The 15397-nt window shown below is 37.8% G+C and carries 13 protein-coding genes; 3 read left to right on the plus strand and 10 right to left on the minus strand.

Going from position 1 to position 15397, the window contains the following annotated elements:
* Positions 1-155: 155 nt before the first annotated feature.
* From NU887_RS03520 to NU887_RS03560, 9 genes are all read right to left on the minus strand, one after another.
* On the minus strand, positions 156-1445 hold the full coding sequence (locus NU887_RS03520) for a citrate synthase (protein WP_258421966.1): 1290 nt from the start codon (positions 1443-1445) through the stop codon (positions 156-158).
* A 299-nt stretch (positions 1446-1744) separates the two neighbouring features.
* On the minus strand, positions 1745-2164 hold the full coding sequence (locus tag NU887_RS03525) for a BrxA/BrxB family bacilliredoxin (protein WP_258421967.1): 420 nt from the start codon (positions 2162-2164) through the stop codon (positions 1745-1747).
* 18 nt (positions 2165-2182) lie between these two features.
* Positions 2183-2524: a DUF59 domain-containing protein gene (locus tag NU887_RS03530; protein WP_258421968.1), complete on the minus strand. Its 342-nt coding sequence runs from the start codon at positions 2522-2524 to the stop codon at positions 2183-2185.
* 4 nt (positions 2525-2528) lie between these two features.
* On the minus strand, positions 2529-2960 hold the full coding sequence (locus NU887_RS03535) for a SufE family protein (protein ID WP_258421969.1): 432 nt from the start codon (positions 2958-2960) through the stop codon (positions 2529-2531).
* Positions 2957-4180, minus strand: a complete 1224-nt coding sequence (locus NU887_RS03540; RefSeq protein WP_275982329.1) for a cysteine desulfurase — start codon at positions 4178-4180, stop codon at positions 2957-2959. Before NU887_RS03540 ends, NU887_RS03535 begins: the two co-directional genes overlap by 4 nt.
* Before the next feature lie 8 nt (positions 4181-4188).
* Complete coding sequence (gene sufD, locus NU887_RS03545) at positions 4189-5466, minus strand: Fe-S cluster assembly protein SufD (protein ID WP_258421970.1); 1278 nt, start codon at positions 5464-5466, stop codon at positions 4189-4191.
* Positions 5467-5498: 32 nt separating this feature from the next.
* Entirely contained in the window at positions 5499-6260 is a 762-nt protein-coding gene (sufC, locus tag NU887_RS03550; protein ID WP_258421971.1) for a Fe-S cluster assembly ATPase SufC, read from the minus strand.
* Between the two features lie 31 nt (positions 6261-6291).
* Positions 6292-7737, minus strand: a complete 1446-nt coding sequence (gene sufB, locus NU887_RS03555) for a Fe-S cluster assembly protein SufB (protein WP_258421972.1) — start codon at positions 7735-7737, stop codon at positions 6292-6294.
* A gap of 285 nt (positions 7738-8022) precedes the next feature.
* Positions 8023-8490: an Lrp/AsnC ligand binding domain-containing protein gene (locus NU887_RS03560; RefSeq protein ID WP_113924546.1), complete on the minus strand. Its 468-nt coding sequence runs from the start codon at positions 8488-8490 to the stop codon at positions 8023-8025.
* 373 nt (positions 8491-8863) lie between these two features.
* On the opposite strand from NU887_RS03560, the gene NU887_RS03565 reads away from it, so the two are divergent.
* The 3 genes from NU887_RS03565 (at position 8864) to NU887_RS03575 (ending at position 14453) form a co-directional block, all read left to right on the plus strand.
* A complete protein-coding gene (locus NU887_RS03565; protein WP_258421973.1) occupies positions 8864-9397 on the plus strand; it encodes a hypothetical protein in 534 nt (177 codons plus the stop codon).
* A 126-nt stretch (positions 9398-9523) separates the two neighbouring features.
* Positions 9524-11446, plus strand: a complete 1923-nt coding sequence (locus NU887_RS03570; protein WP_258421974.1) for a M14 family metallopeptidase — start codon at positions 9524-9526, stop codon at positions 11444-11446.
* 175 nt (positions 11447-11621) lie between these two features.
* Positions 11622-14453, plus strand: a complete 2832-nt coding sequence (locus NU887_RS03575) for a S9 family peptidase (RefSeq protein ID WP_258421975.1) — start codon at positions 11622-11624, stop codon at positions 14451-14453.
* A 75-nt stretch (positions 14454-14528) separates the two neighbouring features.
* On the opposite strand, the gene NU887_RS03580 is transcribed toward NU887_RS03575, so the two are convergent.
* Positions 14529-15287 carry a hypothetical protein gene (locus NU887_RS03580; protein ID WP_258421976.1) on the minus strand — a complete coding sequence of 253 codons (759 nt, stop codon included), beginning with the start codon at positions 15285-15287 and terminating at the stop codon, positions 14529-14531.
* Between the last annotated feature and the right edge of the window lie 110 nt (positions 15288-15397).

Consider the following 15397-nt stretch of genomic DNA (forward strand, 5'->3'; position numbering starts at 1 on the left):
AATTTTGATTTTTAGTTTCCAAATATAATTAAAGAATCTATACTTGAGAGGTGATTTGGAAAATTTGACGTAACAACAATTTGATTTTTCTCAAAAAAAAACCAGACTCAGGGATAAAACCTAAGTCTGGATTATTTAATAATTAAGAGGGATTGTTAACCTCTCTTATTCATAGAAACATAATTTCTATCTACAGCACCGGTATAGATTTGACGTGGTCTACCGATAGGTTCACCGTTTTGCCTCATTTCTTTCCACTGTGCAATCCAACCCGGTAGACGTCCCATGGCAAACAGCACTGTAAACATATCTGTAGGAATGCCTAATGCCCTATATATAATGCCTGAGTAGAAATCAACATTCGGGTAAAGATTTCGCTCTACAAAATATTGATCATTTAGCGCTGCATATTCAAGTTCTTTGGCAATTTCCAGAACCGGATCTTTTACCCCTAGTTTAGCAAGTACATCATCAGCCGCTTTTTTGATGATTTTTGCCCTTGGATCAAAGTTTTTATAAACCCTGTGGCCAAATCCCATCAATCTGAAAGGATCGTTTTTGTCTTTTGCTTTGTCAAGGAATTTTTTGGTATCCCCTCCGTCCGCCTTGATGGCTTCCAGCATCTCAATTACAGCCTGATTGGCACCACCATGAAGTGGTCCCCAAAGGGCATTGATCCCGGCAGAAATAGAAGCATAAATGCTAGCCTGTGATGAACCTACAATTCTCACTGTTGAAGTTGAACAGTTTTGCTCGTGATCAGCATGTAAAATAAGGAGTTGATCCAATGCTTTTGATACTATTGGGTCCACATCATATTTTTCAGCAGGCAATGCGAACATCATTTTTAGGAAGTTGGAGCAATAATCAAGGCTATTGTCAGGATAGTTTACAGGATGTCCCACTTCATTTTTAAATGCCCAAGCTGCAAAGGTTGGCATTTTAGCCAATAACCTAATGATGCTCAGATTTACTGCATCTTCGTTTCTAGTTGGATCCAAGGATTCAGGATAGAATGCAGTCAAAGAACAAATCAATGAAGAAAGCACCCCCATAGGATGAGAATTGGAAGGAAAACCATCAAGGATTTTCTTGATATCTTCATGTACCAAAGTATGGGTAGTAATTTCTCTTGTAAATTTCTCGAATTGATGCTGTGTAGGAAGGTCACCATAGATCAACAGATAAGCTACTTCAAGGAATGTAGACTTCTCAGCAAGTTCTTCAATATTATATCCTCTGTACCTTAAAACGCCAAGCTCACCATCCAAAAAAGTGATCGAACTGGTTGTTGAACCTGTGTTTTTAAATCCTGGATCTATTGTAATCAATCCGGTCTGAGCCCTCAATTTTGCTATGTCAATAGCTTTTTCATTCTCAGTTCCTTCAATAATTGGGAGTTCAAAATCTTTTCCTCCGTATGAAAACTTAGCGGTTTCGGACATAAGTATTGTTTTTAATTTATCTGTTTATAGATTCAAAGTGATTAACTTCTTTTACTGCGCTTAAGTTAGTAAAAACGTGTATTTTTTACATGTTTAATTACATCAATAGCGAATTAAAGATTATGAGTTTATTAGATGCTTTCTTTTTTGAAATTTAAAAACTTCAAAGGTTTTTTTAAATTTATATTCGAAATACGTAATTTTTATTGCTCAATGATATATTACTCAAATTAATATTTTTTTCACTTTGTTTGAAGGTCATTTTTTTTAACAAAAAAAAAGCCCCGAAGGGCTAATTATTATTTACAGAAATGTTCAAAAACTTCAACGAGGTGTTCGCCTATCATTTTGGCATTTCTTCCTTCGATGTGGTGTCTTTCAATGAAGTGTACTAACTCCCCGTCTTTGAACAATGCCATAGCAGGTGAGGAGGGAGGGTAAGGTAAATGATGTTGACGTACTTTTGCGACAGCAGCGGCATCATTACCCGCAAATACCGTGGCGAGCACATCCGGTTTGACGTCACTTTGGTCCAATGCAAATCTGACACCTGGTCTAGCTGCGCCAGCTGCGCATCCACATACTGAATTGATAACAATGAAAGTAGTTCCTTTGTGGTCTTTCAAATGATTTTCTACTTCTTCGGCTGTTCTGAATTCTTGGAAGCCAACGTTGGTCAATTCAGAACGCATGGGAGCAATTAATTCCTCTGGGTACATATGTTTTGATTTTTTATTTTAAAGAAAACCTAATTCAAGTTTTGCTGCTTCGGACATCATGTCCTGAGAATAAGGAGGGTCAAAAGTCAGCTCCAACTCAACATGGTTGATGCCCTGAATCTGTTGGATTTTATTTTTTACCTCCGAAGGAATGAATTCAGCAGATGGACAATTGGGCGAAGTAAGTGTCATCATGATATATACATTGTTGACAGGATAAACACTGATTTCATAGATCAGTCCCAATTCGTAAACATCTACAGGAATTTCAGGATCATACACTTGCTTGATGGCATTGATTACTTTATCCTTAAGTTCTTGCGAAGGTATTTCCTTTATTTCTTCTGTGGTTTCTGACATATTTTTATACATTTTGCTTCGCCTGATAAGCCAAAGCGTATAATTTCATCTGTTTGATCATGGCTGTTAAGCCGTTGGACCTTTGGGAACCAATGATGTTTCCCATTCCTATTTTGTCAATAAAGGCAAGTTCGGCCTTAATGATTTCTTGGGGAGTCCTATCCGAAAGAACTCTTATCAATAAACTGATTAATCCTTTGGTTATATCGGTATTTGAATCAGCCAAGTACTTGATTTTATCTCCGTTTTCCACCGTAGTCAGCCACACTTTGGATTGGCATCCTTTGATGATATTTTCTTCCACCCTTTGATCTTCCGGAAATTCAGGAAGTTGGCTGCCGAGTTCCATGATGTAGTATATGGTTGATTCTTTGTCATCCCCCAAAATGCCGAATTCTTCTATGATTTCGTCTTGTATTTCCTTTATACTACTCATTTATTTTTGATTTTGGCTATTTTGGAAAGGCTTATCGCCATTTGATCAATCTCTTTTTTGGTATTGTAAACAGAAAAAGAGGCCCTGACAGTTCCTTCCAAACCTAATCTCTGCATTAACGGCTGTGTACAATGGTGTCCTGTCCTCACAGCGATTCCATTAGCGTCCAACATCACCCCCACATCAAAAGGATGCATCCCCATTATGTTGAATGACAAGACACTTACTTTCTCAGCAGCTGTTCCCACAGGAACAAATCCCTTAATCTGTCCAAAAGCAATATTAGCATGGTCAAGAAGTTCATCTTCATGCTTTTTGATATTTGCCTTTCCAAAGCAGGAAATAAAATCCAAAGCTTTCTGAAATGCTATTACATCAGCTATGTTTGGGGTTCCTGCTTCAAATTTGAAAGGGATATCATTGTATGTAGTTTTGGCAAACGTGACTTCTTTGATCATTTCACCACCACCTTGATAAGGAGGCATTGTTTCAAGAATACTTCTTTTTCCGTATAGAATCCCCAATCCTGTTGGTCCGTATAATTTGTGTGCAGAAAATGCAAGAAAATCACAATCCAAATCCTGAACGTCAATTTCCAAATGATTGGTAGATTGAGCACCGTCTAAAAGCACTTTTGCACCAACTTGGTGCGCCAATTTGATTATTTTTTTGACTGGATTGATTGTACCCAAAGCATTGGAAACATGAACAATACTGACAAATTTTGTCCTGTCAGAAAGCATTTTGTCAAATTCCTCAAATAGGATTTCGCCTCGATCATTGATCGGAATTACTTTCAATATTGCTCCTTTTTCCTCGCATAGCATTTGCCAAGGAACGATGTTGGAGTGATGCTCTAGAGTAGAAATAATGATTTCATCTCCCTTGGTTATGAATTTTCTACCGTAAGAGGAAGCGACCAAGTTGATACTTTCTGTAGTACCTTTTGTAAAAATTACTTCCGCTGTTTCTTTGGCGTTGATAAAATCCCTTACACCTTCCCTTGTTTCCTCATAAAACCTTGTTGCACGATCTGCTAAGGTATGTGCACCTCTATGGATATTGGAATTGTCATGTTCATAATATCCCGTAAGTGCATCTAATACGGATTGGGGTTTTTGGGTGGTGGCAGCATTGTCAAAATAAATCAAAGGTTTGCCGTTGACCTCTTGATGGAGGACAGGAAACATTGCTCTGATTTCTTCGATATTCAATGACATGGATTGATTTAGAAGTTACTGCCCAACCTATTTTGAACGATACTTACAATATGGTTTTGAAAAGCTTCATCTGCGATATGGTCCATGACTTCACCTGTAAAAGCATATAGCAACATTCCTTTAGCCTGTTCTTTTCCCAATCCTCTTGCTCTTAGGTAGAACAAAGCTTCTTCATCCAATTGACCTGTGGTACAGCCATGAGAGCATTTGACATCATCCGCCCAGATTTCCAATTGCGGCTTGGTATTGACAATTGCATCCTCTGACAAAAGGATATTGTTGTTTTGCTGGAAGGCATTTGTCTTTTGAGCATCCTGTCTTACGAAGATTTTACCATTGAAAACCCCTCTTGAACTATCAGCCAATACTCCTTTGTACAATTCATTAGATTGGGCATGTGGCTTGGTGTGATCCACGTTTGTGTGGTTATCTACGTGCGTTTTCCCATTCAAAAGATAAAGACCATACATATTTCCTTCGCAACCTGAGTCGAGAAGATTTAAACTGAGGTTATTTCGCACCATATCTCCTGAAAGGGAAATAACCACAGAAGTAAAAACTGCATCTCGGTGGATATCAGTTTCAGTATTATTCACAGAAATTGCGTTTTTGCCTTCATTTTGAAGCCTGTTGTAATGGACTTGTGAATTTTGTCCAACTTTAATTTCAGTCACTGTATTGCTGAAATAAACATTGTCATCCAATGAAATGCTGTCCTCCAAGAATGTCACCTCAGCATTATCCTCAACTTCAATCAAAATCCTTGGTTGAATAACCTGACCTTCATTTGATTGGTTTAGGAAAAAAAACATGATCGGCTTTTCTACTTTTTGGTTTTTTGGAACTTTAATATAAATACCGTCCTCAAAAGAAATGTTATTAAGTGCTACAAAAGGGTCTTTTTCTGAAAAGGCAATTTTTCCCAATAGTTTCGGATTGGATTCACTGATCAATGAAAGTACATAGCCTTTATTAGAGAGGGAGGAAAGCTCCGTTTCGAAAAAACCATTGTTAAACACAACAAGATCTCCCTCAAATCCTTCGAAAACATGTGATTTTACAAGGTCAGAATCCAAATTGGTCTTTTTTGCAACAGAAAAATCAGAGATTGAATTCTCCAATTTCTTAGTGATGGAAGTGAATTTGTACTCCTCATCTTTGATAGCCGGAAGTCCTGTTCTTTGGAGTGATTCGATACTTGAATTTCTCATATCCATGAAAGATGGCTTGCCGGATACTTGGCTTAAAATAGTGTCAAGTATTTTATTTTTTGATGTTGTCGTCATTGATTTTAAAAGATTTTGGTAAAAAAATGGATTTAAACAGAAGCGGCATTCACTTCCTCTTTGATCCAATCATACCCTTTTTCTTCTAATTCCATCGCCAGTTCCTTGGTTCCTGATTTTACAATCCTACCATTGTAAAGAACATGGACAAAATCAGGTACAATGTAATCTAACAACCTTTGGTAATGAGTTACAACTATAGTAGCGGTCTTATCTGATTTTAATTTATTTACACCGTTAGAAACAATTCTCAATGCATCAATATCGAGTCCGGAATCAGTCTCATCTAATATAGAAAGTGTCGGCTCCAACATGGCCATTTGAAATATTTCATTCCTCTTTTTTTCGCCTCCGGAAAAACCTTCGTTCAAAGAACGGCTCAATAGTTTTTGATCTATTTCTACCAATTTCATTTTTTCTTTCATTACAGAAAGAAACTTGACTGCATCTAAAGCAGGCAAGCCTCTGTATTCACGAACCTGGTTGACAGCAGTTCTCAAAAAATTTGTTGTGCTCACTCCCGGGATTTCAACAGGATATTGGAACGCTAAGAAAACACCTTCCCTTGCCCTGTCTTCGGGAGCCAATTCCAGGAGATCTTTACCTTGAAATATAACCTCACCTTCGGTTACTTCATATTCTTCTCTTCCTGCCAAAACAGAAGCCAAGGTTGATTTTCCTGAACCATTTGGACCCATGATGGCATGAACTTCACCTGCTTTTACTTCCAGGTTTATACCTCTTAATATAGGAGTGCCTTCAATAGAGGCATGCAAATTCTTGATTGTTAACATTGGTGATTTGAAGTTTGAAATTTGAAATCTTTTATCCGACGCTTCCTTCTAAAGTTAATGCAAGTAGCTTTTGTGCCTCTACTGCAAATTCCATTGGAAGTTGGTTTAGCACTTCTTTTGCATAACCATTTACAATGAGGGCTACTGCGTCTTCGGTACTAATTCCTCTTTGGTTGCAATAGAATAATTGATCTTCTCCGATTTTGGATGTAGTAGCTTCGTGCTCAACCTTAGCTGTCGGATTTTGAATATCTATGTATGGGAATGTATGCGCCCCGCAACGGTCACCCATTAATAATGAATCACATTGGGAGAAATTCCTAGCATTGGATGCCCTTTTCATTACCTGAACCTGACCTCTGTAAGAATTTTGTGATTTACCTGCTGAGATGCCTTTGGAAACGATCCTTGATCTTGTATTCTTTCCGATATGGATCATTTTGGTACCTGTATCAGCCTGCTGGTAGTTATTTGTGACTGCTACTGAGTAAAATTCCCCGATAGAATAATCTCCCTTCAAAATACAAGAGGGGTATTTCCAGGTTACCGCAGACCCTGTTTCAACCTGTGTCCAAGATATTTTGGAATGGTCACCCGCACAGATTCCTCTTTTGGTTACAAAATTGTAGATACCGCCTTTTCCTGATTTGTCACCGGGATACCAGTTTTGGACTGTGGAATATTTCACCTCTGCATTTTTGGCAGCATATATTTCAACCACTGCTGCGTGGAGTTGATTTTCATCTCTTTTTGGTGCTGTGCATCCCTCTAGATAGGAAACATAAGAACCTTCGTCTGCCACTATCAGCGTTCTTTCAAACTGTCCGGTGTTGGCAGCATTGATTCTAAAATATGTAGAAAGTTCCATGGGGCATCTTACACCTGAAGGGATGTAGCAAAAAGATCCATCAGAAAAAACAGCAGAATTAAGGGCTGCATAATAATTATCTGTCATTGGGACTACTGATCCCAAATATTTTTTGACCAGTTCGGGATGTTCATGGACAGCTTCGCTGAATGAACAAAAAATAATTCCCAATTTGGATAGCGTTTCTTTAAAAGTCGTTCCCACCGAAACCGAATCCAATACCGCATCAACAGCAATTCCCTGAAGTCTTTTTTGTTCGTTGAGATTGATTCCGAGCCTTTCATAGATTTGAAGCAGTTCAGGATCAATTTCATCCAAGCTTTTTGGCTTGTTACTTTTTTTAGGTGCAGAATAATATCTGAGTCCCTGAAGATCGATTTTGGGATAATGCACATTGGCCCATACCGGTTCGGTCATTGTCAACCAATTATTAAAAGCTTTTAACCTCCATTCGAGAAGCCATTCCGGTTCTTCCTTTTTTGCAGAAATCCAACGAATGATATCTTCATTTAAACCAATTGGAGCTTCATCCGCTTCTAGATTGACCGACCAGCCGTGTTCGTAGTCTTTGGAGGTTAATTCTTCTAATATCTTATTGTCCTTGCTCATTTGTTTGAGTAATTTAGACTAATTATAGTTTGTGAGGCGAAGATACAACATTAAACCAAAATATAATGTTCAAATCAATATGAAAAATTGATCATTCAAGCTGAATAGTGAGCTTATTTCTCAGAAATTCAATTATTTAAAAATAAATATAGCTGAGATTTACCCTCTCAGCTATATGATAAAAAGCAAAGTATATCTTGTTTAAGTTATAATTTTTATTAAAATGGATTTAATCTAAATAATCAATTTATATGAGGAATATCATTTTTTTGGGTGTTTTAGCACTTATTTTTCAAAAAACTGAATTGGCCTATTGATACTTTCTTCCAAGACAATCAAGGTTTCTGTTCTGTCTATCCCATCAACTTTTTGGATTTTGTCCAATACGGTTCTTAAGTGATTCGTGTCTTTGCAGATAATTTTTGCAAAAATACTATAGTTTCCCGTAGTGTAATAGGCATTGATTACTTCCGAAATTTCTTTGAGCCTTCCTATGACAGTATCATATAGAGAACTTTTCTCCAAGTAAATTCCCAAAAAGGCAGAAATATCATATCCAAGTTTTGAAAAATCAATATTGAGTGTGGCGCTTTTCACGATTCCCATGTCCTCAAGTTTTCTCATTCTCACATGCACTGTTCCCGAAGAAACGTAAACTTTTTTGGCTATTTCTGTATATGGGGTTTTGGCATCATCATTCAACAATGAAATAATCTTAAGGTCAACATTGTCAATATCTAAAATTTTGTCCATTTTTTTCGGGTTAATTTGAGGCTATGTTAATATATGTGGTCACAAATTATGAAATAGTTAAAAAATTGCAAAATAAATTTTTCAATTTGTAAAATTCGGTAAAATGAGGTTACTTTGGTGCGTTCGATTACAAGTTATATAATATTTGGTTATTATATCCTTTGATCAAATAAATGTTTGAAAATATAAGTTTTACTTTATTTCGAACAATCTTCACATCGAAACTTTTAATCTCTAAAGTTATATTTGGGTTTATATTCTGAAAAGGGTCTTGCTGATGGCAAGACTTTTTTGTGCCCTTAGAAAAATTTAAAATGCAAAAATTTGCATATGAAAAATATTTATCTGTATATTTGAAAAAAATATCTCGCATATGTACAGACTTTCTTTCATCCTCGCATTATTCGTAAGTGTTTCACTAGTTGGATCACAGGTTCAAGCCGAATCTCTTTTTTCTGAAAAAGAAAATGATAAAGAAATAAAAAGCCTTGCAAAAGAAAATGAAAAGGCTCTTGTCACTTTAAAACCTTTTGTTGGGGTTTCCGGAGAAAATCAAAATTCAGGATTGTCTAGTGATTTGATTATAGATGTCCTTGATCCTGTTGAAGGATTCGGTTCTGACTATGCCCCTTGGTTTTGGTCCGAAGAGACATTTTCAATGCTCGATGGTTATGCTCCATTTATTTTTAGGACAAAAAAGAGTTCATCTGCGATTGATGAACTGAGAGTTGTGATTACCATCAATGAATTTGGAAAAGTTATTGCCTACAAAATCCTCAATGAGTCAGTTGATAAAGGGTTGAGAGAAAGGGTTGCCCACGTTGTAAGAAAAATGCCTGATGCCATACCTGTTCCCGGATTCAATTCATATGAATCTATGGAATTTGAGCTTGTCATGGGTTATTGATATTTGTTCAGATTAACTCTTCGGTTAATTTTTCCCCGTCAATTATTTGACGGGGATTTTTTTTGAGCGGTTAGGAATGGGGTGCTTCATATCCTAATTTTAACCTGATCATCAACTTAATTAGAAATGAAAAAGAACATATTCATGCTTGCTTTTGGGATGCTTGTTTTGACAGGCTTTTTGATGGCACAGGAGGTATCTCTGTCCCCTGAAAAAAAATGGCCTGAACAGGATAAAAAGTCAAAATCCTATACAATTTCCGGAGAAAGACATGGACAGTCTTTTTTTAAGAAATATGAGTTTCCGGAGGTACAATATATCCCGGGCGAAAAACTTACTTTCGATATCTATCACACTCCGGATGTAATGTATCATTGGTACAAATTATGGTCTGAAAAATATCCTGAAATTACAGAACTCTACGAAGTGGCTAAATCTTACGAAGGACGGCCAATTCTTCAAATGACCATTACTAACAAAAAAACAGGAAAGCACACCGACAAACCAGCGGCATACTTTGAAGGAGGAAGGCATGGTGGGGAAGTGACCGCTAGTGAATCGGTTTTTTGGTTGACACAGTATCTTCTTGAGAATTATGGAAAAAACCCGGCAATCACGAAGCTCATAGATACAAAAACTGTTTATGTAAGGCCTCAAAATAACCCTGACGGGACCAATATGTATCTCTTTTCTGAGCAGAGAAACAGAAGTACTGTTCGTCCTCATGACACAGATCGCGATGGTCTGCTGGATGAAGATCCTGAAGAAGATCTAAACGGTGACGGTATTATCCATATGATGAGAAAAAAAGCTGTAACTGAGAAGGAAAAGGAACAGGCAAACTTAATCATTGACCCAAGGGATCCAAAAGGGCGCCTAATGAAAAGGGTTTTTGAAGGCAAGGGTGAATACCTGATGTATACCGAAGGAATCGACAATGACGGAGATGGTAAATATAATGAAGATGGTATTGGTGGATTGGACTTGCACAGAAATTATCCTGAAAATTGGAGACCTGACACGGGCGGTGATGAGACGGGGAGGGGATATACACAGTTTGGGGCAGGTGAATATCCATTAAGCGAAATAGAGACCCGCTCAACGGTACTTTGGTTGCTTTCTCATCCAAACATTTCTGTGGTCAATTCCTTGGATACGAGGGTTCCTATGCACCTTAGACCACCTTCCACCTCTTCAAGTGTAGAGTCTATGTTCCTCAAGGACAGGTTGATTTATGAATATTATGACAGCCTTGGAATGACCATAACAGGGTATCCTTGGGCAGGTGATGTATACGAAACATATAGCACACGTGGCGGTACAAACCGACTCACAGGAGATCCTTTGAAGCCAACTCCTTTGTTTGGCCATGGACCTGACTTTGGTTACTTCTATTATGGTGCTGTCTGGTATGGTGATGAGTTGTGGAATAACGGGGCCATGAAAGATTATGACGGTGATGGACAGCGGGATGACTATGACGGGATGAGATGGGATGATGAAGAAAACGGCTCCAAAGGTTTCAAGAATTGGGAAAAGTTCAACCATCCTCAGCTAGGCGAAGTTGAAATAGGGGGATCTCATCCTAAGTTTTTCAGCCAAAACGGACCTCCTTGGCAACTTGAAAGTTGGATCAAAAAGCAATCTCTTTTCAATCTTGCGATGGCGATGGACCTTCCTCAGATTGAAATCAAAAATGTAAATATTTCAAAATCCGGAGATGTCTTTGAAATCAAAGTTTCCTGGACCAATTCAGGCAAACTTCCTGTGGCATTGGATCAGGCAAAAAGGGTCAAAATCGTACAGGAAGATAGGTTGTTGTTAGAGTTTGACAAAGAGCTTACAAAGGGTTTTGAAAATGCAAAAGTTCAGATAACGACCCCTGAACTTTATGAAAAAACAATTTATTCAGGATATACTGAGCCAGGAGAGACCAAAGAAGCAGTATTTAAAGTAAAAGTCAACCAAAAAGAGCCTGTAAAAGGAAAGTTGAAACTGATGTCAACCAGAGGAGGATACCTTGAAAGAGAATTTACTTTAGGGAACTAACAGTTAGTTTAATTAGAGTTTAAATTGCCACAAATCACGAGTGAATTAGAGGTTTTCTCTGCTTCATTATCTGATTTGTGGCTTTTTTTATAACATCAGTATTCCATTGGAATAAAACTTAAGTAATCCTTTCTTGTTCTTTCTTTTATTTGAATCAAATCAAATTTCGATTATAATGAAAAACCTTATCAAATTTCACTTCACCATACTTCTTTGCTGCATCTCAGCTTTTGCTTTAGCTCAGGAAAAAAGAGCTCTTAACCATCAGGATTATGATAGATGGGAATCAGTTTCTTCTGAAAAGATCTCCAAATCTGGCAAATGGATAGGTTATACTGTTAATCCTCAAGATGGTGATGGCAGGCTGGAAATCGTATCCCACCAAAATCAGGATCAAAGATTCATAGTTCCAAGAGGCAGCCAGTGGGTTTTTTCTAATAATAGCCAATTTGCCATAGGCAAAATCAACCCACAAGCGGATACGGTACGTTTTCTCAAGTTGAAGAAGAAAAAATCAGATGAATTGCCTAAGGACAGTGTTTTTATTATGAACCTGGCAAGTGGGGAATTAGATAAACTAGCTCGGGTTAAATCATTCGCTATTCCTTCGAAGAAAGGAAATTGGGTAGCTGTCCACTTTGAAAAGGATTTGCCAAAAAAAGCAGAAAAGAAAGAGACAGGCGATACCACAAAAGTAGATGGGCCAAAACCCGAAAAGCCTAAGAAAACTGATGGCACAAAATTATTGGTAAAAGATCTTGACGGAAGTCAATCTTATGAATTTGACCGGATTAAATCTTACGGTTTCTCTGAAAACGGTGATTATCTATTCTATACAAAAGCCCAAGAAGATACCCTGAAAAATGCAGGGATTTTCTTGCTGGAATTAAAAACCGGCGTTTCTAAATTAATAGATGAAGGAAAAACAGAATATGTTTCTACGGTTTTTTCCCCCGAAAACAAGTACTTGGCATTTTTGACAACTGAGGATTCCGCCAAATCCAAAAAGCCATATTACGACCTTTATCTTTTTGATATTGTCAAGGAAAAGAATCAGAAAATTGCATCAAAAGGAATGACCGGGATCAATGGAATGGTAAGTAAAAATGGCCGATTGTTCTTTTCAAGTGATGAAAAACGATTGTTTTTTGGTAGTGCACCGGATTACCTAGCTTTTGAATATGAAGATGACATTACCATTTTGGATGAGGATAGAGTCAGTTTGGATATATGGGGATGGCAAGACAACGAGATTCAGCCAATGCAGTTGAAGAATAAAGACAGAGATCAGAACAAATCTTTTCTCACTATTTATAACATTAAATCCAAGTCTATCACAGCGGTTGGGGATGAATCCGTTTCTCAGTTTGCTATTGATAAAAAAGTTAAAAATCAATTTGCACTCGGTTTTGACGATAACCCATACCGAAGAAATTACAGTTGGGACATCCAGATAGGAAGTGATTTGTATTTGGTGGATTTGACGACAGGATCCAAAAGTCTCATTAAAAAAGATGTACCCGGAAATCCAAGGCTTTCTCCTGAGGGTAAATATGCCTATTGGTATGATGAGCGGGACAGTTCTTGGGTGGCATACGATATCAAATTAAAATCTTTCAGTAACCTGACGCAAACCATTGAAAGCAATTTTTATGATGAACTCCATGATTCCCCGTCTTTGCCTTCCAGCAATGGTGCGGCGGGATGGGTCAAAGGCGATTTGGCTTTTTTGGTATATGACAGATATGATATTTGGAAAATTGATCCAACAGGCAAGTCGGCCCCCATCAATTTGACAAAAGGTGAGGGAAAAAAGCAAAAGATTATTTTCAGAAGAGAACAGGTTGACAATGAGGAAGAAAGCATTGATCCCACAAAGCCTCTGATATTATCTGCTTTTCATGAAATAAACAAAAAGAACGGTTTTTTTAAAGGAGATATCAACGGAACAAATTCTCCACAATCGATCATTTTCTCAGACCATAGGTATTCAGGTCTGACCAAGGCAGAGGAAACAGACAATATTATCATCAGGAGATCTACGTTCAGGGAATATCCGGATATCTATGCTTCTGATTTGAACTTGACCTCTTTGAATCGTGTCTCGAATGCCAACCCTCAACAAAGCCAAGTTAAGTGGGGATCGGTAGAATTGGTCAATTACCTCGCAAATGATGGTGTTCCGCTTCAAGGCCTCCTATTCAAACCGGAAAATTTTGATCCGAATAAAAAGTATCCCATGTTGGTTTATTTCTATGAAAGGAATTCTGACGGATTGCACTCCTACAGAGCCCCTGCTCCAAGTGCATCGACCATCAACATCCCTTATTTTGTGAGTAATGATTACTTGGTTTTTGTACCGGATATCAAGTATGACTTGGGCTTACCGGGACCAAGCGCTTATAATTGCATCATTCCGGGCGTTCAGGCTTTGGTATCAAGGGGATTCGTGGATGCCTCAAATATGGCCATTCAAGGCCAATCTTGGGGAGGTTACCAAGTCGCCTATTTAATTACCAGGACCAATATGTTCAAAGCCGCAGGCGCGGGAGCACCTGTTGTGAACATGACTTCGGCTTATGGTGGCATCAGGTGGGGTACCGGAATGAGCAGGATGTTTCAATACGAGCAAACCCAATCCAGAATAGGTGGGACCCTTTGGGATAAACCACTTTATTACATTGAAAATTCTCCTTTATTTACTATGGATAGGGTAAATACACCTGTTCTTATCATGCATAATGATGAAGATGGATCAGTTCCATGGTACCAAGGTATAGAAATGTTTATGGCTTTGAAAAGATTGAATAAGCCTGCTTGGCTACTCCAATACAACGGCGAAGATCATAACCTCAGATTGAGAAAAAACAGAAAAGACCTTTCCATCCGTATGGCCCAATTCTTTGATTATTATTTAAAGGGAGCCCCGGCACCGCTTTGGATGACTGAAGGGCTTCCAGCAGTAGAAAAGGGTAGAACCTTAAAATATGAGCTTTCAGGAAACTAGAATGTTGCCTACTCCTGATATCGAAAAAGCCATTGGATAAATTTCCAATGGCTTTTTTTTGGTAAAATGATTCATTTATCTATTGATGTATCTTCTGACAATGAATTGAAAATTGACCATTACATCAGGATAGATTAATTTGTTTTGCATGTTGTTTCCATCCACATTTGAGTTTGTAAGGAACATTGATGAGACCTCAAGACCCAAATCCCATTCATATTCAAAATTGGAAATAAAACCAAATTTCAATGGCACATAAGCTGCCACGGTGTTTTGGGTGCTTCTTTCTACAAATCCCTGAACATACATTCCGTTTTCAAGAACTCCATCTCGCATTACTCTTTGGGCTCTTTCTGAATACATTGCACCAAGACCCAATCCAAAATAAAAATTAACCGGCTCACCCACTCCGCCTGAAGTATTGGGGTTGAAATAATAAACCGGCATCACATCTAGAAAATATCCCACACCTTTGAAGTAATACGCTTGACCATTATCTCCCCATTGGATAATGATTGGATTGTTTAAAGGTCTAAATTCACCGCTATTTAACATTTGCGCACCGGCAGTGGCCCTGAGATCAAATCGTTCAGAAAGTTCTTTGCTGTAAGATAAAGAAAATGTCGGCTCCAATTTGAATTCCATGTATTTGTAAATTCCTGCGTTTTCGGCATAAATCATTCCCCAACCAAATCCGCCTGTGATATTGTCACGCGAGCCTTGGGCACTTAACAACCCAATAAAAGAAAAACTTAAAATAAGAGTAAAAAGAATTCTTGGCATAAATAACCTCATGTTGATTTTGACCACGAATATACAAGATTTGAATTTCATAATCCAAAGTAGTTCGCTAAGGCTAGGTTTATCAATGTAAACCCCTGAGTGAAAATTCGAATTAACATACAAAAGTGTTTTTCTGAAATACAAAAAAATACTTTTTTAAA

The organism is Aquiflexum gelatinilyticum, from assembly GCF_024741135.1.
GTDB classification, from domain to species: Bacteria; Bacteroidota; Bacteroidia; order Cytophagales; family Cyclobacteriaceae; genus Cognataquiflexum; species Cognataquiflexum gelatinilyticum.